General features: G+C 42.4%; 20 protein-coding genes. All 20 read right to left on the bottom strand.

Annotation, left to right across the window (positions count from 1 at the left end):
* Positions 1-56 precede the first annotated feature (56 nt).
* Positions 57-479: a flagellar protein FlaG gene (locus NA59_RS07385; RefSeq protein ID WP_044410361.1), complete on the bottom strand. Its 423-nt coding sequence runs from the start codon at positions 477-479 to the stop codon at positions 57-59.
* Positions 480-509: 30 nt separating this feature from the next.
* A complete protein-coding gene (locus tag NA59_RS07380; RefSeq protein ID WP_044410358.1) occupies positions 510-1,439 on the bottom strand; it encodes a flagellin N-terminal helical domain-containing protein in 930 nt (309 codons plus the stop codon).
* Between the two features lie 186 nt (positions 1,440-1,625).
* On the bottom strand, positions 1,626-2,552 hold the full coding sequence (locus NA59_RS07375) for a flagellin N-terminal helical domain-containing protein (RefSeq protein WP_044410355.1): 927 nt from the start codon (positions 2,550-2,552) through the stop codon (positions 1,626-1,628).
* Positions 2,553-2,620: 68 nt separating this feature from the next.
* Positions 2,621-3,547, bottom strand: a complete 927-nt coding sequence (locus NA59_RS07370; protein WP_044410352.1) for a flagellin N-terminal helical domain-containing protein — start codon at positions 3,545-3,547, stop codon at positions 2,621-2,623.
* Between the two features lie 489 nt (positions 3,548-4,036).
* A complete protein-coding gene (locus tag NA59_RS15365) occupies positions 4,037-4,474 on the bottom strand; it encodes a CCDC90 family protein (RefSeq protein WP_044410349.1) in 438 nt (145 codons plus the stop codon).
* 183 nt (positions 4,475-4,657) lie between these two features.
* Positions 4,658-5,836, bottom strand: coding sequence for a DUF2920 family protein (locus tag NA59_RS07360; protein ID WP_044410347.1), 1,179 nt, complete (start codon positions 5,834-5,836; stop codon positions 4,658-4,660).
* A gap of 3 nt (positions 5,837-5,839) precedes the next feature.
* Entirely contained in the window at positions 5,840-8,344 is a 2,505-nt protein-coding gene (locus NA59_RS07355) for a 6-hydroxymethylpterin diphosphokinase MptE-like protein (RefSeq protein WP_044410344.1), read from the bottom strand.
* Between the two features lie 17 nt (positions 8,345-8,361).
* Positions 8,362-9,408, bottom strand: coding sequence for a pseudaminic acid synthase (gene pseI, locus NA59_RS07350; RefSeq protein WP_044410341.1), 1,047 nt, complete (start codon positions 9,406-9,408; stop codon positions 8,362-8,364).
* The gene (locus tag NA59_RS07345; protein ID WP_044410338.1) at positions 9,408-10,748 is read right to left on the bottom strand and encodes an FAD-dependent oxidoreductase; all 1,341 of its coding nucleotides are present in this window, start codon (positions 10,746-10,748) and stop codon (positions 9,408-9,410) included. The genes pseI and NA59_RS07345 overlap by 1 nt, the downstream gene beginning before the upstream one ends.
* 14 nt (positions 10,749-10,762) lie before the next feature.
* Positions 10,763-11,659, bottom strand: coding sequence for a class I SAM-dependent methyltransferase (locus NA59_RS07340; protein ID WP_044410336.1), 897 nt, complete (start codon positions 11,657-11,659; stop codon positions 10,763-10,765).
* Positions 11,643-12,344 (bottom strand): WbqC family protein, encoded by a 702-nt coding sequence (locus tag NA59_RS07335; protein WP_044410334.1) that lies wholly within the window; start codon positions 12,342-12,344, stop codon positions 11,643-11,645. Before NA59_RS07335 ends, NA59_RS07340 begins: the two co-directional genes overlap by 17 nt.
* A complete protein-coding gene (locus NA59_RS07330) occupies positions 12,337-12,999 on the bottom strand; it encodes a methyltransferase domain-containing protein (RefSeq protein WP_052501525.1) in 663 nt (220 codons plus the stop codon). The genes NA59_RS07335 and NA59_RS07330 overlap by 8 nt, the downstream gene beginning before the upstream one ends.
* Positions 13,000-13,007: 8 nt before the next feature.
* A complete protein-coding gene (locus tag NA59_RS07325) occupies positions 13,008-13,994 on the bottom strand; it encodes a hypothetical protein (protein WP_044410331.1) in 987 nt (328 codons plus the stop codon).
* Positions 13,991-14,677: a pseudaminic acid cytidylyltransferase gene (gene pseF / locus NA59_RS07320; RefSeq protein WP_044410328.1), complete on the bottom strand. Its 687-nt coding sequence runs from the start codon at positions 14,675-14,677 to the stop codon at positions 13,991-13,993. The genes NA59_RS07325 and pseF overlap by 4 nt, the downstream gene beginning before the upstream one ends.
* Positions 14,674-15,720: a putative sugar O-methyltransferase gene (locus NA59_RS07315; protein WP_044410325.1), complete on the bottom strand. Its 1,047-nt coding sequence runs from the start codon at positions 15,718-15,720 to the stop codon at positions 14,674-14,676. The genes pseF and NA59_RS07315 overlap by 4 nt, the downstream gene beginning before the upstream one ends.
* A gap of 65 nt (positions 15,721-15,785) precedes the next feature.
* Positions 15,786-16,739 carry a hypothetical protein gene (locus NA59_RS07310; protein WP_052501524.1) on the bottom strand — a complete coding sequence of 318 codons (954 nt, stop codon included), beginning with the start codon at positions 16,737-16,739 and terminating at the stop codon, positions 15,786-15,788.
* Between the two features lies 1 nt (position 16,740).
* On the bottom strand, positions 16,741-17,895 hold the full coding sequence (pseC, locus tag NA59_RS07305; protein ID WP_044410322.1) for a UDP-4-amino-4,6-dideoxy-N-acetyl-beta-L-altrosamine transaminase: 1,155 nt from the start codon (positions 17,893-17,895) through the stop codon (positions 16,741-16,743).
* Positions 17,895-18,905 (bottom strand): UDP-N-acetylglucosamine 4,6-dehydratase (inverting), encoded by a 1,011-nt coding sequence (pseB, locus tag NA59_RS07300; RefSeq protein WP_044410319.1) that lies wholly within the window; start codon positions 18,903-18,905, stop codon positions 17,895-17,897. Before pseB ends, pseC begins: the two co-directional genes overlap by 1 nt.
* Positions 18,906-19,125: 220 nt before the next feature.
* The gene (locus tag NA59_RS15695; RefSeq protein WP_269763836.1) at positions 19,126-19,251 is read right to left on the bottom strand and encodes a hypothetical protein; all 126 of its coding nucleotides are present in this window, start codon (positions 19,249-19,251) and stop codon (positions 19,126-19,128) included.
* A complete protein-coding gene (locus tag NA59_RS07295; RefSeq protein WP_044410316.1) occupies positions 19,244-20,254 on the bottom strand; it encodes a PDDEXK nuclease domain-containing protein in 1,011 nt (336 codons plus the stop codon). Before NA59_RS07295 ends, NA59_RS15695 begins: the two co-directional genes overlap by 8 nt.
* Between the last annotated feature and the right edge of the window lie 504 nt (positions 20,255-20,758).

Here is a 20,758-nt window from a genome sequence, read left to right as displayed (position 1 = left end):
CCCACCTCCAGTAAAACCATAATATAACACAGTGTTATAGTAAACAATCTGTATAACTATATGATTTCACTGATTAGGCTTCCTGTCAAACCTTTTGCATCCGAAATTTGTGTTTGTGAGGCCGAATCAAGATAGTTTTGAATATTTCGCATCATTCTTAACGCATCCTCACTCGGAAATTGTTTCATCACCTCATTGGAAGCTTTATCCACCACCTTCACAATTGAAGACCCTGTGTCTTGATCAACTGCAAAAGCAACACCAATACCCATTTGATCTAAACGCTGATTCATCTGGTCAATCCTATCCAAACTATCAGCCTCTAACGCCAGCGAGCTCGGCTTTGATGGCTCAACTTTCAATTCACTATTAGGGCGCTCGGTAGGTACAGCGGCTGACGCCTCTTTGACGGCGCCATCCTGCACGACTTTTGCACCCATAACAGCAGAGGGAGAACTTTGGGTATGTTGAATATCCATTGCTTATCCTCCCTATTACCTTAACTACGATTAACGTAACAATGACAAGACTTGTTGCGAGCCTTGATTTGCCTGACTCAACATCGACATACCTGCCTGCTGCAACACCTGTGTACGCGCTAAATTTGCTGACTCTTTAGCAAAGTCGGTATCTTCGATACGTGAGCGTGAGGCATTGATGTTTTCGTCAACGTTTTGTAAATTAGAGATAGTGTACTCCAATCGGTTCTGGACGGCACCCCAGTTAGCGCGCATATTTTTTATAACTGATAAGCTTAAATCAATTACAGACAATGCTGCCGATGCCATATTTACTGCTGAACCAAAAGTTGTGCTAGAGGCTGAACCCGTTATTCTAACAGTAGTTGCAAGCGCACTTAATGTAGAAAAATTCATTAACACAACTCCAATTTGGTTAGCACTCCCACCTTCCCAACCCACTTGCGCTTGAAATGTAGCTGATAATTTACTCGCAGTGGATAAGGCTGCTGCAGAAGTACTGCCAAAAGTTGCTGCAACAACACCTGAACCAAATGAGCTGGCATTCATTATATTCATGCCGTTAAATTTAGTCGTATCAGCGACACGCTGGATTTCATTTTGCAGTTGACCGAACTCAGCTTGCATTTGCTTGCGGTTGTCATTGTTATATGTACCGTTCATCGACTGCACAGTCAGTTCACGCATACGTTGCAACATATTCACCACTTCTTCAGTCGCGCCATCCAGCGTTTGAATCATACCAATACTATCATTCGCGTTACGCACGGCTTGCTGCGTACCGATAGACTGGGTTTTCATCCCAGTTACCACCGCTAAACCGGCCGCATCATCCGCTGATTTATTAATTCTTAACCCAGAAGTCAAACGCTCCATCGAGGTAGTTTGTTCACGGCTTGTGCCGTCTAAAATACGCTGTGCGTTCAACGCACCCATATTTGTGTTAATGACCATAGACATGGTGACTCTCCTTTTTGTTGATTAGTACAACATTTTGAAATACTACCCTTAAGGGTTTATATTGTTTTCAATCTATTTAACGACTGCAAAAAGAAAAGCTTTAGAAAAATTTTAAACTTTTTCTCAACAAATAAAAAAAGCGGTCATAAAGACCGCTAACACACAAGGAAACTCTTAAATTAATTCTTATCGTAACAACGTCATAACCTGTTGCGCATCTTGGTTCGCTTGACTTAGCATCGACATGCCCGCTTGCTGCAACACCTGTGTACGCGCTAGATTGGCCGATTCTTTAGCAAAATCTGTATCCTCGATACGTGATCGAGAGGCGTTAATATTTTCATCCACATTTTGTAAGTTAGCGACAGTGTACTCAAGTCGGTTTTGTAGTGCACCCCAGTTTGCTCGCATGTTCTTAATGACCGATAACCCAGTATCTATCACTGACAAGGCGACCGATGCCTTTGCGATCGCCGACCCAAATGTCGATATAGCTGAGTTACCAATACCGATTGCAGCATTGATTGCGCTTAAGGTAGAAAAATTCATTAAGGGTACTGCAATACGGTTAGCACTGCCACCTTCCCAGCCCACATGCGCTCTAAAGGCAGCGCTCACACTCGCTGCAATCGATATCGCACCTGCACTGGTATTAGCAAATGTAGCACTAACCACTCCCGACCCAAACGTACTGGCATTCATAATATTCATACCATTAAACTTGGTAGTATCGGCCACACGCTGAATTTCTTTTTGCAACTGGGTGAACTCCGACTGCATTTGACCGCGGTTATCCATATTATAGGTACCGTTCATCGACTGAATCGTTAGCTCGCGCATACGCTGTAACATATTCACCACTTCTTCCGTAGCACCATCCAGCGTCTGAATCATACCGATACTATCATTACCATTACGAATCGCCATCTGGGTACCGATAGACTGGGTTTTCATCCCAGTAACAACGGCCAAACCGGCCGCATCATCAGCCGCTTTATTAATTCTTAAACCCGAAGTCAAACGCTCCATTGATGTAGTTTGCTCACGGCTTGTACCGTCTAAAATACGCTGCGCATTGATCGCGCCCATATTTGTATTAATAACCATAGACATGATAACTCTCCTTTTTTAACGCTTGTTATCGAGTACTTAAAACTAAAATTTGATTTTTTATTATGGGTTTACTGCAACAAGGACATTACTTGTTGAGATTGCTGATTCGCCTGACTCAGCATCGACATACCCGCCTGCTGTAGAACCTGTGTTCTAGCCAGGTTTGCACTTTCTTTGGCAAAATCCGCATCCAGAATACGTGAACGTGAGGCCGAGATATTTTCATTTACATTCTGCAAGTTTGAAATAGTGTATTCGACACGGTTTTGTATCGCCCCCCAATAAGCCCGCATATTTTTAATCACTGACAAACCTTGATCTATGATCGACAGCGCAGCTGATGCTAAGGCTATAGCCGAGCCAAAGGTTGACATGCCCGATAAATGAAGACGCATTGCCGAATTAGCCGCGCTTAAACTAGTAAAATCCATTAATGCAACCGGAATTCGATTAGCACTGCCGTGCTCCCAACCGACATGAAAACGCATTGCAGCTGAAAAACCCTCTGCAGAAGTTAGCTCTGTAACCGATGTCGCCGCAAAATTAGCATCCACAACCGCACTTCCAAAAGAAGAGGCATTCATGATATTCAAACCATTAAATTTAGTCGTATCGGCAATTCGATGAATTTCTTTTTGCAATTGACGAACTTCAGAATCCATCTGCATGCGGTTATCATTATTATAAGTACCGTTCATTGATTGGATAGTTAACTCGCGCATGCGCTGCAGCATATTTACAACTTCTTCTGTGGCGCCGTCAAGCGTCTGCATAAGGCCAATACCATCATTGGCATTTCTAATCGCCATATCAGTGCCTATAATCTGGGTAGTCATTCCGGTCGCAACCGCAAGGCCAGCCGCATCATCCGCCGCTTTGTTAATGCGAAGGCCTGATGTCAAACGCTCCATAGAAGTCGACTGCTCACGAGAAGTCCCATCTAAAATACGAACCGCATTAATGGAACCCATGTTTGTATTGATTACCATAGCCATGATAATTCTCCCTTGTGTGTTTATGTGTGCTTTATTGATTATCGATTTAGATCGATTTATTTATCTTGTTCACTTTATATAACGACTGGTTTTCAATTTCTTTAATGTTATTTTCAATTTTTTTATATCGAAAACTTAAATAAAATCAATCCAGCGCGTTCAATAAACTTAACGGCAACAAAGGAAAAACTTGAGGGTTGAGATGTGATTTTTAGAAAAATACAACTAGGAGCCTGTCGGACTAAACCGGTCGAAGCGAAAAAAAGTCTGGTTTAGCTTCGCTTTCTTCGATTGAGTCAGTTTTTGTTCAATTCCGAGGAGAATAGCTAGCTATTTGACGAGGAAGTGGGCAAAAAATGGCCAAATCCAGCTTTTTTGCAGCCGATTGGCTTTAGTCCGACAGGCTCCTAGGCCTGGTTGTATTTGTGAGATTAACAGCAATGAAATAACAAGTTACACGGGATGTGTCTATGTTTTTAGTTTAGTGGATTAATTGACAGGCGGTAAATAACGAATAGCCGCTACAACAAGCGCGCCAATGGTAATCGTGACACCAAACGACCACATCATGAAACGATCAATACGGGTAGTCAAGGCTTCAAAACGCTTATCAACCTGCTCGAAACGCTTATCAACCTGCTCGAAACGTTTATCAACCTGCTCGAAACGTTTATCCATATCTTGACGCAGGGCTAACATTTCATTGCTCAAACGCTCATTCATTGCATGCATGTCATTACTCAACTTTAAATTGAGCTCTTGCATATCAGTTCGCAGATCCTGATCTAGGTGCGCAAAATGGTTTGTTTGCGCCTTTAACATGAGAATAATCATTTCATCGCTAGACAGCTTTTCCTTATCCAGCTTTAAAATAATCTCTTTGCTTTTATTATCAAGCCAAGTGTCAAATACATCGTTTTCAAACATGATAGTTACCCTCAATTTACATTCATTCGTTGTATTTTAACATTTTAATTATTTGTTAACGACGGTTGATTTAGTGCGTTGTTGTCGACGTTAAGCTCAAGCACTGGGCGAAAGTTATTTTAACGTTGACTTCAGCAATTTAATTTTCTCTTCAGATAGACGTAAATACAATGCAAACCATCCTTATTCATTCACTAACATCAACAAATTAGGTGACACCCCTTTTTCATTAAAATCAAAACCATACGCAACCCCTGAAGCTTCATAGCATATTTTCGATTTTAATACAAAATCATTTGGGGATTGAGTCAGCTTCTTGCTCACCATCGGCCAAGCACGATCAAACAAGGTTAGCATTGACATCCCCATACCGTGTTCTAAATTTTTAACCAGCTTACCATCTATATCGCCTTGATCAAAAACTTCCATGTGTACATCAAAGCCCTCTGAGATCATTGTCTTAGCCATATTAATTTTGGCTTGAGTGGGTGCGATATTGTCGTCAATAGCATGTGCAAAATAATAAAAGCAAATTGATCCATTCTTAGCCATCTGTTTTATTTGAGTATCATCAAAACCTCGTATGGCGTGATGGCTAGATAAAAAAGTATTGGGCAGGTTTGGTCTCATCGTCCACGCAGATAAAACATAATAATAAACCTTAAGATTACTCCAAAAGTAATGTGCACTTTCAGGCGTCTTTAAATCACGACCGACAATATAGGTCAAGCTCAGTGATGCCCAAGATGAATTATCAATCACGGCGCTAATGGTATTTGGCGCAATTTTTGACACAAGGTTGGCAATAAATCCGCCATTTGATGACCCGACTAAAATAACATCTGGATTTTCAACCTTATATTTGTTCTGAAAATCATTTATTGCATTCAGAATATCTAAGGCAGCCATCAAACCACCATTTTGGTATTCCTTTTTTTTCGGTAACAAAGTAGCCGTAATATTTTCCACAACACCTTTGACCTCAAGCGCCGAATTAAGCTTTTCAAGTGCGACTAGAGCGGATTCGGTTCCATCAAGTTTTACACCATGCTTAGTCAGCAACTGGCCAATCAACTGTTCATCAACCTGCTCAAAGTAAAGATCTTCTTTTTTTTGTGAGCGTGAAAGTAAACCATGGTAATCAACCGTCATCGTAACTAAACGATATTGCTCACAAATTTTCTGGCAAAAAACCTTTCTATAGGCACTCGCATCATCCCCAAACCCGGGAATGTAAACAACCAACCTAGGCTGATAATCATCATCTGGAAGATAGAGGTAATAATTCGATATACGCTTGACATGATGCTGGCCTAGCTCAAAATCACAAGCAGCAGTAAATGACTCTTTCTTTTCTTGCATGAATCACTCCACCCCCTTATAACCATGATTAAATAATGACATCAAATGCGCTGCTGCTTTATTTTCTGGGTTAAGGTCAATCACTTGGTTTAAGGTTTGTTGAGCTTGCGCTGTTTGGTTCGCCTCGATTTGCCACTGAGCAAGTTTAATACGCGCGTCAATTGCTTTCGGTTTCTGGCTGATATACATACCTAACACCTCCATTGCCGCCGCCCGATTGCCCAAAAGGTTTAACATATCAGCATAAGGCAGCATAAAGTCAAGGGAATACCCACAAAGTGCTTCCAGCACTAACAATGCTTCATCATACTTTTCTTGCTTGATTTTTATATTAAGCACCTTGTTCAGCGCTATTCGGCGGAAAAACGGCATTTCAACCTTAAGGTAAATATCAACAGCCTCTTCAACATCCCCCTCTAATTCCTCGCCCATGGCTTGAACAAAATGAACGAAGGAGGCTTTTTGTGAGACATCCTTGGCTTCCATGCTACTAGCATGGTCGTACAAACCTCTTAACTCGGTTACATTTCGGGTGCGGTAAGCTTCTTCTGCTCTCTGGTAAAGCGTAGCAACATTTGACACCATATCACGTAACATCTGAGTATGCTTATGATCAGTTTGACTGAACTCCTCCTCAAACTCATGAATGGCTTTTTGCAAACACTCGGTTTGTTTAGCATCTAGCACAACATCTGTATGACGTTTTTTCCAGTCGTAGGCTCTGCCTAACTCCTGCCACTCAAGCCAATCTTTATATAACTGACAAGGCTTAGACGTATTGTCAAACTCGTTTATGCGCAGCCTAACTCTTTGCAACCCTTTTTCAATCGAGTTAGAAAAATCACCAGATGATTTCTTTAAGCCAGTGAAAAACGCATCTAGCTGCTCAACCACTTCTGTATGAACCATATTCGTTTCATCTTCGATATGCTTGAACGTATCTGCAAAAAAAGCCGCTTGATAATTCACTAACATATCACCATCTTCTGCAATTAAATTAAGCACTTTCTTTTTTAACTTTGAAATTCGAGTCGCGGGTTTAGCTCTAAGTTGATCGGTTTTTTTGTCATATATTTTAGGAATCAATTTTAAAGCATCATTGGCAAACTCACTCAATTTCTTAAAGCGTTTTAACTGTAGGGTTAATTCTTTTTCAAAACCAGCTAACAACACCAGAGCCTCTGATGTCGGTAACTGAATTTTTTCTTGAACATTTAACATTGTTATTGTTTTGTCAGGACCTAGCAGTTGAATTTCTGTAGTTGGCAAATAACGTACATTTTTCATTTTTGCAGACTGGGAACCTAGGTTAATAAAAGCAATATCACGATATTGGAGATAAGAGGCAATACTTGCCTGCATAGCCTCCATCCCACCCATAAATGCGTTATTTGTTTCTGACATATTACCTAGATTGTCTTCAACCTTCAACTTTGACTCATAGCCATAAATATCAGATAACTGTGCCTCTTGGCTACCAGACTCATGCGTTTTTCCCCCAGCAAAACAAAAATCAATTCCTGCTAAAAATAGCCTTGTCGCACCAATCGAAACAGCAATATGCATCGCGGCGTTAGTGACCGTAGGACCGGGGGCGGTAATATTATTCAAATAACCTTCATGCTTCCATATAAAACGTTCCCCAGCAAACACCAATGGACCGCGCCATTGGCTCACCAAGCGATGCTGGGCATGAAAGCTAGACACCAAAATACTCTGTTCAGAGAAATTAAGTATCGCCTTTGAGTTATCATAACTCCATGGAAATGGATCCACTGTTACAAAGAAATCCGGCACAATGCCTTCTGCGGCCATCCTTCTGGCTACCCTTGCTGCTGCAAATATCACAAGCTTTGACTGATGCTGTTTAATCCACTTGATCGACTCATCTAAAGTAGGCCCACCACCAATAATAATGGCATCACAACCTTCTAAACTACCCTCAAGCCTTCTTACTGTCACCAAGTTATGCGCAAGATTATATAAACGCTCAACCTCAAACACCTTGGCACTTTGCGAGTTAAACTCAGCACTGATAAAACTTGTAAAACGCGCATCTACCTCTTTAAAAAACCTAGCATAAACCGAATCATGAGACGCGTCCAATACCGCGAATGATTTGATTAACATAATGCGACGGCGAACAATAAACCCGTTGAGGTCTTCAAGTAAACGACCAAAGTTAAACTGTTCATTTACTAAGCGTACCCGCCCCTCCCAGACTTCACCCTCAAGATTCGGGCAATGATCAATGACATTCTGTTTTTCAATAAAAATAAAGTTTAAATTTTTGGGGAGTTCGGCGTGTTTTGCATAGTTGTAAAATAATCCAGAATCTGAACCTACCACAATGAATAAATAATCTTCGCGCTCAAACAAAGGCGCATAATCACGTTCAAATAAGGTATCAGCCGGCAGTTTATCAAACGTCAAATGATTAATATCGGGGCAATAGACATCTCCAAATTTATTCTCAACCCACTGATCTAGATTTAACTTATGCTCCATGCTGTTCCCTATTTATTTTAATTTTCAATATGATGCCATTTAACTGCTGTACCGGCTTGAATGTCTAACAAGGCTATTTTTCCAATAACCTGTTTTGTGTATTTAGGCACTAATCCGTAACCTGGCCTGATACTCTTAATATGCTCAGCGGAAATAACTTCACCTTTGAGGATGTCTTTTACAAAATACAATGAACGTCGAAATTTAATATTCGCCTTTTCACTGGATTGCAATCCATAGTCCACCTTTCCTAATGCTTGCCAAGCGGTTTTGGCATTCGCACACAGGCTTTTTAAATCGGCCTCTTCAAGCGAAAAAGCATCATCCGCGCTGCCGCCTTCTCGATCTAAGGTAACATGCTTTTCAATAATGCAGCCTCCCAAAACCACACTTGCGATCGCCGTAGTATTATCTAACGTATGGTCAGACAACCCAACCGGAACAGCAAACCGACGCTGCATATCAACAAGTGTTTTTAGATTGTAATCCGAAGCGGGTGCCGGATAACCACTCACGCAATGCAATATCGCCAATTCCCGACATCCTGCGTCTCGTGCTGTAGCGATAGCTTCAGCAATTTCATCTTGATTCGCCATACCGGTGGAAATAATCATCGGTTTGCCCGTCTGTGCAACATACTCAATCAAGGGTAAGTCAATCGCCTCAAATGAAGCAATCTTATAAGCGGGCGCATTAAGGTCTTCTAGCAAATCTACTGCCGTATTATCGAAGGGTGAGCTAAAAAGAGTAATATCCAGCTGCCTAGCAAACTCAAAAAGAGGCTTATGCCACTCCCAAGGCATATAGGCACTCTGATAAAGTTCGTATAAATTTCTCCCATCCCACAAACCACCACGAATCATAAAGTCTTCGGCCGTTGAGTTATAGGTAATGGTATCAGGTTTGTACGTCTGTAATTTAACCGCATCGGCACCCGACCGTTTTGCCATACTGATAATATCGAAAGCGCGTTGAATATCACCATTATGATTAGCCGACATTTCGGCAATAATATAAGGCGGTTGATTAGGGCCTATTTTTCGACCCGCAATACTGATAGACATTACCCCCCCTTCACTGAAGCAAGCTTAGATGTTTGTTGATAAACGTCTAACAACACATCGGTGGTAAAAAACAAACCAGGTTTGCCACGCCCCGTAAACACCACATCCGGATTTTGTATTGCTACTTCCTTAAATAAAGAGTGCTGTATTTGTTGCTGTGCTACCACTGGAACTGGAAAACCGTAGGGGACCGTTGTAATGCCCGCCACCTGGATTGATTCTGGCGAGCTAAACAACCCCATCTCAACTAACTCTTGCTGAATGATCTTTGGCTCAGGCTTTTCACCATCGTAAATAACTTCAACTGTAGTTCTATAAGGTTGTGTTGCATTCTTGGGTGCTACATTGTCGTAAAACGTCAATCGATAACTATGAAAAGCCGCTTGCTGACAATAAATATAATGGCAAGCCGTATTCGGTGCGTATTGAGAGGTGAAGTGATAAATAGCAATCGAGCGACTAACAAATCGCGTTTGCTGCCCACCTGATAAGCCTGTATAGAAAGGCAAAGTCCATATCAACTTATCAGCTGTAATCTGATCACCAGATATTAACCTTATCTCGTATCCATCTCTAAGCTTAACAGTTTGTTCAAGACGCTGATTAAATTCAAACTTGACATTCTTATCCAAGCATTGCTGATAAAGCGTTTTCACCCACTCACCCACACCCTGCTCACCTGGGTAAACCCAGGTTGATTGCCTGGGTCTTTCGCTATCTTGGTTAAAGGCTAAGGCTTGATCTAAATGCGGAATTTGCTTGAGATTTAAACCTATCTGCCGGTTACCTAATGCAATACGTGCTAATCCATAAAAGTTTATCGTTTGTGGAACCAGTTCTTTCAGCTCAACGGCTGTCATTTTAAAAATCAAAGGCTTAAACACTTGTTGTGTCAGGGCTTGCCCATAGCGTGCGATTAAAAATTCTTCTAAGTTTAAATAGTCGGCCATCTCAGAAGGTTGTGTTTGTAGCAACTCAACCAACGCTTGACAGAAAATGGATTCATCTTTAGATACATTTAAAAATTGGGATTGTTGATTTAATTGGCCATTAAAAAAATTACCCACTTTTAATTCACTTAATCGCTGCCAATGCTTAATGACCTCTTCAGGAAACACAAGGGCATTTAATGCTTGATTCGACGTTAATTCAGGAATATGTGTACCAAGATCAAAGTGCAAGCTGGGATGCTCATCAAAACCGACCGAGCGCAGCAATCCCCCAGGCTCTGATGCCGCATCCAGCAAAGTGATATTTGCATCCGCGTGTACGGACTTAATCGTCAATGCCGCCGTTAAACCCGATACCCCTGCACCCACAATAAGATAATCCGTTTTCACCCTCCCCCCTTTTTTCAAGCATTCTTTCTAAGAAATAGAACCGTATTACGCCCCATACCAATCACTGAAAGAGCACGATAAAATTGATTAACCTTGTTAATATGATTTTCGGCAATTAAGGTTTCCAAGTGCAAGCGTGCTAGATGAGCGTTCACACCTACTTTTGGATTACTTACATAATTTGATTGTTCATTCATCACAAACCAATCTATTGGAAAATCAGCAAGTTGGTCTAAAACTTGCCACCCAAGTTGATCTACAAAATTTAACAGGGTCTCAGTATTAAAATAACTCAGATGATCAGGTAGAGTTACCCAAAACTGGGTATCAATTAAACCCTTATCTAAAGCACGAAGTTGAAGAGGAGAAAAGTCATTTGGCACTGTCAAAACTAGAACACCGTCATCAGCTAGTATTTTTTTTAGTTTTGCCATTAAATCGACAGGATCAATAACATGCTCAAGAACATTTTGTAACCAAATGATATCATATGTTTGTAACTGCTCCACCTTCACATGAAGCAGTTGATCGACATCTCCCGTTATGACACTATCTATCAAGTCTGGATTTTGCTGAAGCACGCCCGCATGACTGAAGTCTAACCCCTCAACATGAACACCTTGATTCAAAAAATACTTTAAAACAAAACCTTCACCACAACCAACATCTAGAAATCTTTGCATCTTCCCCTTATACACCTGTTGCAACGCCTTAAAGCGTGAAGCAATTCTGAATTCAATTAATTTTTTTTCAGTCTCTTCGTATGATTTTGCATAAGTCTTACTGGGCGTCTCTTGGTAGTATTTTTGAGAGTAATAATGAGCAAGGTCGTCCTTTAAGGGCTCATCTTTGACCTCAAAAAATCCGAGCTTATTTCTTCTTAGTGGGTAATTATTAAAAAGATCCTGCATTAAATAACTCCTGTTGATTAAAACCTAAATAACTCACCGGATCAACCCAAGCTAAATTAGGAACAAAAGAACCATAACGCTGTGCATAAACAGCAGGCTGCCAGCTTTGATACAGAACATCAACCCCCTGTTCTTTAAATTGTGTGATGGATTCATCTAGATAAACACTGGACCCCGCATTTGAAAGATAAACATTTGCATTTAACTCTAATGCCAAATTTAATAATAATTCAGCTCTAGTGCCTTGGGAATCCAGTTGAGAGGCACGAAAAAATTGAGTTTTAATCCCCATTCTTTGTGCTACAGTTTGGATAATATCAATATTTAAATCAGCAAGGCAAGTGTGTTCCTTTTCATATACAAGGCTGAGTAACTCGATTACTTCATTGATAAAAGGGGCTTTAGCAAGATTTAACTTGATCGATTTAAGGTGCTGCAAGTACCATTTATTGTTATCGTAATGAATTTCAATATTTTGAATAATTTCTGTTTGTTGATGTTTTTTCACTGGAACACTTAACCAAAAATCGTTTCCACTGGAGTTCTTTAGTCGATTTCTTGATTGCCATGAGCGCCGTTCAAACTGCACACTGTCTAAAAATACAAAATAGTCTGCACGACTGATTTGCTCAAAATAGCCTAACCAAGGTAGATAAGTAGGCTGACTGATCGCTACTTTAGTCATGTAGCCCTACCGCTTTAAAAGGGGCTTTATCAAGCCTGACACTGAATTCAAATGGAATCACGCCTGGTTTGACTTCATAGCTATGATTCAATTGAACATGGGTTGTTAGATTCGATTTACAATAATCAAACACCCAGCTTGGGTCAAAATAATAAAGACCTTCACTCTGATAATCAACATAACGGCTTAGGGCGTTAAACACCAGGCCTTTGTTTACATGTGCAAACAAGGTGCTCAGTACCTGCTGCATAAAACGTTGGTTATACTCCATATCATTGTTAAACACGCCACTAATAAAAACCCAGTCAAACGTTTCTTCAATTGGCTGTTCAAACACATTTTTCAACTCAAATCGTTCGTTTTGATGATGTTGTTTGGCTATCGCCAGCAACTCAGAAGAGATGTCAAAGCCGACATACTCACCCTTAAATCCTCGTTGCTTGAGTAAAGCATATAAATGACCTGTACCGCACCCAAAATCTAACACTTTCGCATGGGTCAAGTCTTCAGCCATATCCAATAATACATTCAAACGTTTTTCCTGTGTTTCCAAACTGCTTTGTTGCGTTGCATCGGGTGAATAGCCATGCTGTTTGCCAAGCGCATTGTAATGCTCGGAAAGCTTGTTTATTTGTTGGTTCATTTCGCTTTTCATAGGTTTCCTTAACAACCAGGCCTGGTTAAACAAGTTTGCACAAACTGAGCTGCGCGTCCTGCTGAGTCCTCTTTAAACATTTTTTGGCTATGTTTATATGCCAATCTTCTCGTTTTCACATCATGTAATAATCTTGTAAAATTATCAGCAAAAACCGTTCCATCAAATGCTTGGGCACGTCCAAAATCAAAACATAGGGCCGCTTTTGCGAAATCTAGCGTTTCCACCTGCTCCCCTACTGTTTGAGAAAACACGACAGCAGGCTTATGTACAAACGCCGCTTCATACTTGGCGAGTCCACCAGACGTTATCAACATATCCGCCCATTGATAAAAAAGATTAATATTACGCTGTAGTGGGTAGATTTCAAGTTGATGCTTGGTATGAACCTTGATTGAGTTGGCCGTGAGCACCCGAATTTTAAAACAGTATTCAACACTATTTAAGGCTTCAATAAGCTTGGTAACGAGATGAGTTGGATCACCACTTCCTATCAGAATTAACAGTTTTTCAGGTGTCGGGTTAAAGGCTTTACATGCGTTTTTTAAGGTTGGATGGGGTAAAAAATAGTCCAAACCCAAGGCCTGGGCCTTAGCCCCTTTTTTCTTATAGTCATATTGTGTGGCATTAATTGTGAAGTTGATCACCCCCTGCACAGGATAGTGTGACAAACGGCAGAAATCATCAATAAGAATAGTTTTTTGAGAAGCGATGAGATCGCTTGCTTGATAGTCATAACTATCCAGAACAATCTGTGCATTAGAAGGTAGACTTTTAAGAATCTGGGCTATTTCTAGGGTGTTACTTTGTTGATAAGCCATGTTTTGGCTCTCAATAAACTCAATGGCTGTTTGCGAAAAATGTCCAACGAGTTGGATACCTTTTTGAAGTATTTTTAATTCTTTAGCTAAAGACAAACAGCGTAATAAATGACCCAACCCGGTTCTATTATCTGCATTACAGACGATATAAATCGGGGCATCTTGGTTTGTCATGGCAAAGTATCTAACTGACGAAAGACTAATTCAGCTAACTGCCAATCATCAAGTGTATCAATATCATGAGCGCGATACTTTGGTACTTGGATCGATTTAACACGTCGATCATAAAACTGGGATGGATTCTGCCAAGCCTGTGCACTTCCAAAATAAAATTGACCGACATCATGATACAAAACTTCACAATCTTGCGTTCGTTGATCTAAGTTATCAAGATTACGCATACTAACCAACCCTTGATCATCCATTTTCAAAGCACGCTCAAAGGGGCAGGAATAGGCTATAACAGGCATAACAAAATCGGCGGCATTTTCATTAATTAATTGATAGGCTTTGGTCAATAAACTTGTGGTTAAAAATGCCGCCGCTGGGTAGATGCAACAGGCTGTTTTTAGATTAGAAATAGCTAACGCCTTTATTGCGTGCTGAATAACGGGGATCGTTGGCGCATAATCATTCGCCAGTTCAGCTGGACGCGTAAAAGGCACACTAGCACCATAAGCCAACGCGACTTGAGCGATTTCTTCATCATCCGTTGACACCACCACCTGATCAAACAAACCTGATTTAATTGCAGCCTCTATCGGATAACTGATTATTGGTTTACCGCAGAATTCTTTAATGTTTTTACGCGGAATACGTTTGCTACCACCACGCGCAGGAATGACTGCAATATTCACGATGCCGCTCCTTTGCGCTTAAACAGCATGATTTCGGAATGAAAGCCATCCACCGTTTTAAACCCAAAGGGAATCACATTGGTTTCGATTAAATCATAATCGCTCAACATGCGCGCATAATCCTCAGAGAAGATAGGCTTGTCCACACCAAACCGATGCTGAGTGCGAAGCTGTTTGCCTTCACGCATATTTCGCAACAAAATCCAGTCCGCCTGCAACCGCGTAACATGGTTTAGGTAATTTTGTACAATATCGGGTTCCATCTCTTGAAACGATATGAAGTTTACGAACAAATCTATCTTGCCTTGGAGTTTTTCTATTTGCCATGATGGCAGCACACTCGCCTGCTTTAATTGTTCAATTTCAATCTGCTCATTATTAGCGGTGTCATCGAAGCGGGTTACCGCTCCCTCGCCTATTACTTGTTGTAGATAATAGCTAGAACAGCAAAGCGTGGGGGGAATATCAATATCAATATAACGTGTCTCTGGCAATGTTTTATAAAGGATTTCGCCCAAGGTTCCAAAGCCACCGCCGATTTCCATTACCGTTTTAATCTGTTTAAAGTCGATATGTTTTTTCAAAAAACTCAGTCCAGTGAGGTAGTTGAGTGCCGAACGACTGTAATACTTGCCCTCTATTTCAAATTGCTCAACTGGATCACCCACTTGGCTTTCGCTAAAGCGCATTAAATCGGGTTGTGCGTTGCTGGCGTATTCTGAAGCCGCGAGGGTGCGATAGTCGGCCAAGGCTGCGCTATATCCAGATAAAAGCTGGGAGAGATAGGTGTGTTGCTTAGCCGGTAAATCCTGATCTTCTAACCAGGCCTGCCAAGATTGCATCGTTTCATTCGATAGGGCATTGCCTGGGTAGCCATAGGTTGGCACAAAAAACGATAACGAGCTGGATAGTTTTCTAAAAGACGCTAACCCTTCTTCAGCCATATCTTGCAGCATGTCTTTTGAGGCTTCTTGCCAAAACACGCCCGGTTGATAAAGAGGTGATTGCTTAGCTAACCGCGCCATAAGGTCTGTACATTTCATGGTTTAAATTCCGAGTTATTTTAAGCTGTATCGGCCAAGACTTATCAAACTAAAGCCTAAAGGTACTAGGCAAACTTTAGACTTCGTTTTTTAACCTTCAATGGCAAGCTGACAAGATAGATATTGGTTTGATTGTCTTGATGCGATGAGTAGTAGCTAATATAAAGCTGGCCGTGTTGCTCAACCATTCCGGCATAACTGGTGTCGCCGCCACTGGGTAAGGTACGCCAGTGCTTGACTTTACCTGTTTGTGGATTGAGCTTATAGAGTAGGGTTTTAGCGGTCCAGCGTTTGTAATTAATTCGTCGCACCGCCATCAGCCATTCGCCGTTGGATAGTTTAACTAGCTTAGGCCCACCTATTGACAGGGGCAAAATTTGCCATTGCCAGGACGTTAATGGCCCCTTGGATTGCCCCAATACGGCTTTGGCCCCACCCGCCTTGTCGCGTCGGGTTAAACAATACAGGTTATTGCCATCAGACACCAAAGAACTTTCATTGCTAAACACCGATGCATCGGGGAAAAAAGGCGTCACCCAGGCTCGCCAATGTAGCCCATCCTCTGATCGGTATAAACAGCCTTGCTTATCCGAACCCGAATAGCCCACACTGTACGCCATGCCTTGATGCCAAGTCGTCGCCCAGCGCCAGGTTCCTTCGCTCGTTTGATCAAGCACAGGCGCTGACCAGGCCTGGTTAGGCTTATCGAGCTGCCAACCAACCGAATAAAGCCGACTTGCTTGGGTGGTATAAACGGCCCAGCGAATCCCAGCGGTCATCACCAACTGGTTGTCAGGCGTGATGCTCAGCTTAGGATCACGCAAATCACCACCCTGCCAGCTTAGTCGGGAATGGATTGCCCAACTTCGTGTATCCTTCGAGGTGAGTACCAGAATGTGTCCATCCAACGACATGTGCGTGGTGCCTTCTCGAAACACGCAGTACCAGGCCTGGTTAAAATAAATTAAATCCGTAAAGGCCGAATGCGCATCCGATTGCCAAAGTGTCTGCAGTTTCATCTCACCCCTCTTTAACCAACTGGGCTAAGCATTCAACAACATAGTCCTGCTGGCTATCAGTCAAGCCTTGATGCAGCGGAATGCTGATCGCCCGTTGATAATAAGCTTCAGCTTGCGGAAAAACGCCCGGCTTGAATCCGAGTTGGCGATAATAAGGCTGAGTATGGACAGGAATATAGTGAACATTGACCCCCAATCCTTTTTCACGCAGTGCATTAAAGGCTTGGCCACGGTCAAGGTTAACGGGTAACAAAATCGGAAAAAGGTGCAAGGATGAATGGGTATCTGAATGCTGATAGGGTAAAACGAACGGTAAATCGGCTAAACGCTCACTATACTGCTGCGCCAGTTGGTGCCGACGCGCAACAAACGCCTCCAATCGTGTCATTTGACTGACACCCAGCGCGGCTTGTAACTCCGTCATGCGGTAATTAAAGCCCAAATCAACCTGCTGATAATACCAAGGCCCTTCTAATGGCTGGTCCATTAAATGCGCTTCGCGCGTCACACCGTGACTGCGCAATAACTGCATTTTCTCTGCCAGCTCAGGTTGATTGGTGGTCGCTAAGCCGCCCTCAGCGGTGGTAATAATTTTAACGGGATGGAAACTAAAAACACTGATGTCAGAAAATTGACACGCTCCAATCGGCTGATTTAAATAACGCCCCCCTATCGCGTGCGACGCATCTTCAATAATTTTAAAACCATAGATTTGGCTTAACTGATGAATACGCTTCATGTCGCAAGACTGGCCAGCAAAATGAACTGGAATCACAATTTTTGGTAGCTTATTGTCGGCTTTGGCTTGGATAAGTTTCGCTTCGAGCTGGTCAGCACAAAGATTATAGGTACGCGGATCAATATCAACAAAATCCACTGACGCGCCGCAATAACGCGCACAATTAGCCGATGCCACAAAGGTATTGGGTGAGGTCCAAAGCCAATCGCCCTTGCCTAAACCCAGCGCAAGGCAGGCCATATGCAAGGCGGAAGTCGCACTATTGACCGCTATTGCATACTCAACCCCACAATAACCCGCCACCGCGCGTTCAAAGGCAGGCACCTTAGGCCCTTGCGTGAGATAGTCAGACTGCAGCACTTCAACCACTGCATCGATATCCGCTTGATTTATCGCCTGCTTACCATAAGGAATCATTATAAATCCTGATCACTCAAACATTCTTGCGCCAAACCTAAAAACTGCTCATGGGACAACCAGGCCTGGTTAGTGCCTGAATTATATTCAAACCCCTGAACAACCTGGTGTCCCTGTTCGCCTAGTAGGTTATGAGCATAGTTGCGTTTGCGGGTAAATTGAATCGTGGGTGAAATCACAAAATGATCCTCAAACTCCAAGGTCAAATGACTATCATCGGCTGGACACATGATTTCATGCATTTTTTCACCGGGTCGAATGCCGATAATCTTTTGTGGCAAAGTGGGGGCCATGGCTTTAGCCAGTTCCACCATATTCATCGATGGAATTTTGGGCACAAAAATTTCACCGCCCTGCATGCGCTCAAAGTTTTTCAACACAAAATCCACACCCTGTTGCAAGGTGATCATAAATCGTGTCATATCGGGATGCGTAATCGGTAACTCGGTTGCCCCTTGTGCCAATAACTTTTTAAAAAAGGGCACAACCGAACCGCGCGAACCAATCACATTGCCATAACGCACCACTGAAAAACGGGTATCCTTACCACCGGCAATATTATTGGCCGCGACAAACAGCTTATCACTCGCCAACTTCGTCGCACCATAGAGGTTAATCGGGTTCGCGGCTTTATCGGTTGAAAGCGCAATAATGCGTGGTACACGGTTTTTAATCGCCGCCCGAATCACGTTTTCAGCGCCATTAATATTGGTTTTAATGCACTCCATCGGATTGTATTCAGCCGCAGGCACTTGCTTTAACGCCGCCGCATGTATCACAAAATCCACACCCTCCATCGCCTCTTCCAGTCGATTTTTATCACGCACATCACCAATAAAATAACGCATACAGCTATCGTTGAACACCTGTTGCATTTCAAATTGCTTTAGCTCATCACGTGAAAAGATGATTATTTTTTTGGGCTTATAGCGCGCTAACAAGGTTTGGGTGTACTTTTTACCGAAAGAGCCGGTACCACCTGTAATAAAAATTGTTTTGTTATCAAACATAGCGTGTCCTCAAAGAGCCTAGTTTTTGTAATTGAGCTATCGCATGCAACCATTCTTGCACGCCACCCCATCCTGCTCACCCACTAATATAACTATATTAGCGGCAATATTAGTATTTTGTTGAATTATTGTTGTGCGAGCGGGTCTTTTAGCCCTTATAGGATTGAAGTGGTTTCTGCCACGGCGCTTTGCTTGCGCACTGCTTGTATTTGGTCTGAAGTCATCCTAGGAGCCTGTCGGCTGCAAAAAATGGCCAAATCCAGCTTTTTTGCAGCCAATACAGCAAGCCGTATTCGGCGCGTGTTCCGGTGACAACGCAGATTTTTTTGGTGATTTGGTTATTCATCCATTGCTTCCTTTAGAAGTGCTTTGAGTTCTTCCTTGTTGGGCAGTAGCGTTTGGTATTGGCTGGCGAAGAGTTGGTTGTTATTCTCGGGCAGTGTCATTTCAACTAGGGCTTTGCTTTTGTCTTTACAGAGGACGATGCCAATGGTTGGGTTTTCGTCGTGTTGTTTTTCTGTGCGATCATAGTAGTTGACGTACATCATCAGCTGACCTAAATCTTGATGTTTGAGTTCGCCAATTTTTAAGTCGATAACAACGAAACATTTTAGCAGGCGGTTGTAAAAAACAAGGTCAATGTAGAAGTGTTTTTCGTCAATGGTGATCTTTTTTTGCCGCGCTACAAAAGTGAAGCCTTTGCCCAGTTCGAGCAGGAAGCTTTCTAGTTTGTCGATCAGGCGTTGCTCTAATTCGCTTTCGCTGTAGTTGGCTAGCACTGGCAAGCCAATAAATTCGAGGATATAGGGGTCTTTTACCAGGTCACAGGGTGATTCGATGACTTGCCCTTTTATGGCAAGCTGTTGTACCTTGTCTTTTTTGGTGCTGAGTTGGAGTCTTTCGTATAAGCCTGAGTTGAATTGGCGTTTAAGCTCTTTAAGGCTCCAGCGGTTATTGCTGGCTTCGATTTCGTAAAAACGGCGTTCGCTGGCGTTGTTGATGCGTGTTAGGAAGATATAATGCGACCAGCTTAGGGCGAATTGGTGAGACGCTGTCTCACCTTTTGAAAAACACTGATAAAAACGGCGCATGTTTTTTAAGTTATCAATCGAAAAGCCTTTGCCAAATTCTTGGGTGAGCTCTTGCGATAGCGTTTTTATGAGCATGGCGCCATATTGGGCGCGGGCTTGGCCTTGCTGTTCTTCTTCGACAATACGACGACCAATTTCCCAGTAGGTTTGGGTCATGGTTTGGTTGATGGTTTGATAGATCTTGTTTCGCGCACTGTGAAGTAGCGCTTTAATGTCGTGGTAAAAATCTGTTGGTGTCGTATTATTCGGTGTTTTCATTTCACCAGGCCTGAGCCGTTTCTATCAACATGACACTTCTCCATTCATTTTCAAAATATTCACGTATCTTAACAAAATGCCACTGCCTCGTCTGACATCAATGCTGTGCAAAAACTCAATAGCGTCAAGCTTCGCTTCGTACGCAATGACGTTTATTTTTGTCATCCCACTCTTTCTTTACGTCACCCCGGAGTAGGCCGGGATCTGTTGTGGTTTTGCGAAGTCGGCTTGAGATTCCGGCCTTCGCCGGAATGACCGGGGTGTGCGCGGTTGGCTGGAGATTGCCACGTCGATCCCCGCATATGACGCGGGGGTTCTATGCATGCGTGGTTGGCTACTGGTTTGTCACACTTTTTTGTCGAGCGTGCTGAACATTTGCTTTAGGCTGGTCGATTCCAAAAAACGTTCCACCAGTTGGTCGATTTGCGCTTCACTCAGTTGACTGATTCGCGCTTCGTAGATTGAATGGTCTTCGTGAGGGTATTTAAGGCGTATCATTTTAGA

Source organism: Thiomicrospira microaerophila (assembly GCF_000934765.1).
Classification (GTDB): Bacteria; Pseudomonadota; Gammaproteobacteria; order Thiomicrospirales; family Thiomicrospiraceae; genus Thiomicrospira; species Thiomicrospira microaerophila.
The sequence above is the reverse complement of the archived record's forward strand: the minus strand, read 5'-3'. Positions and strand labels throughout refer to the sequence as shown.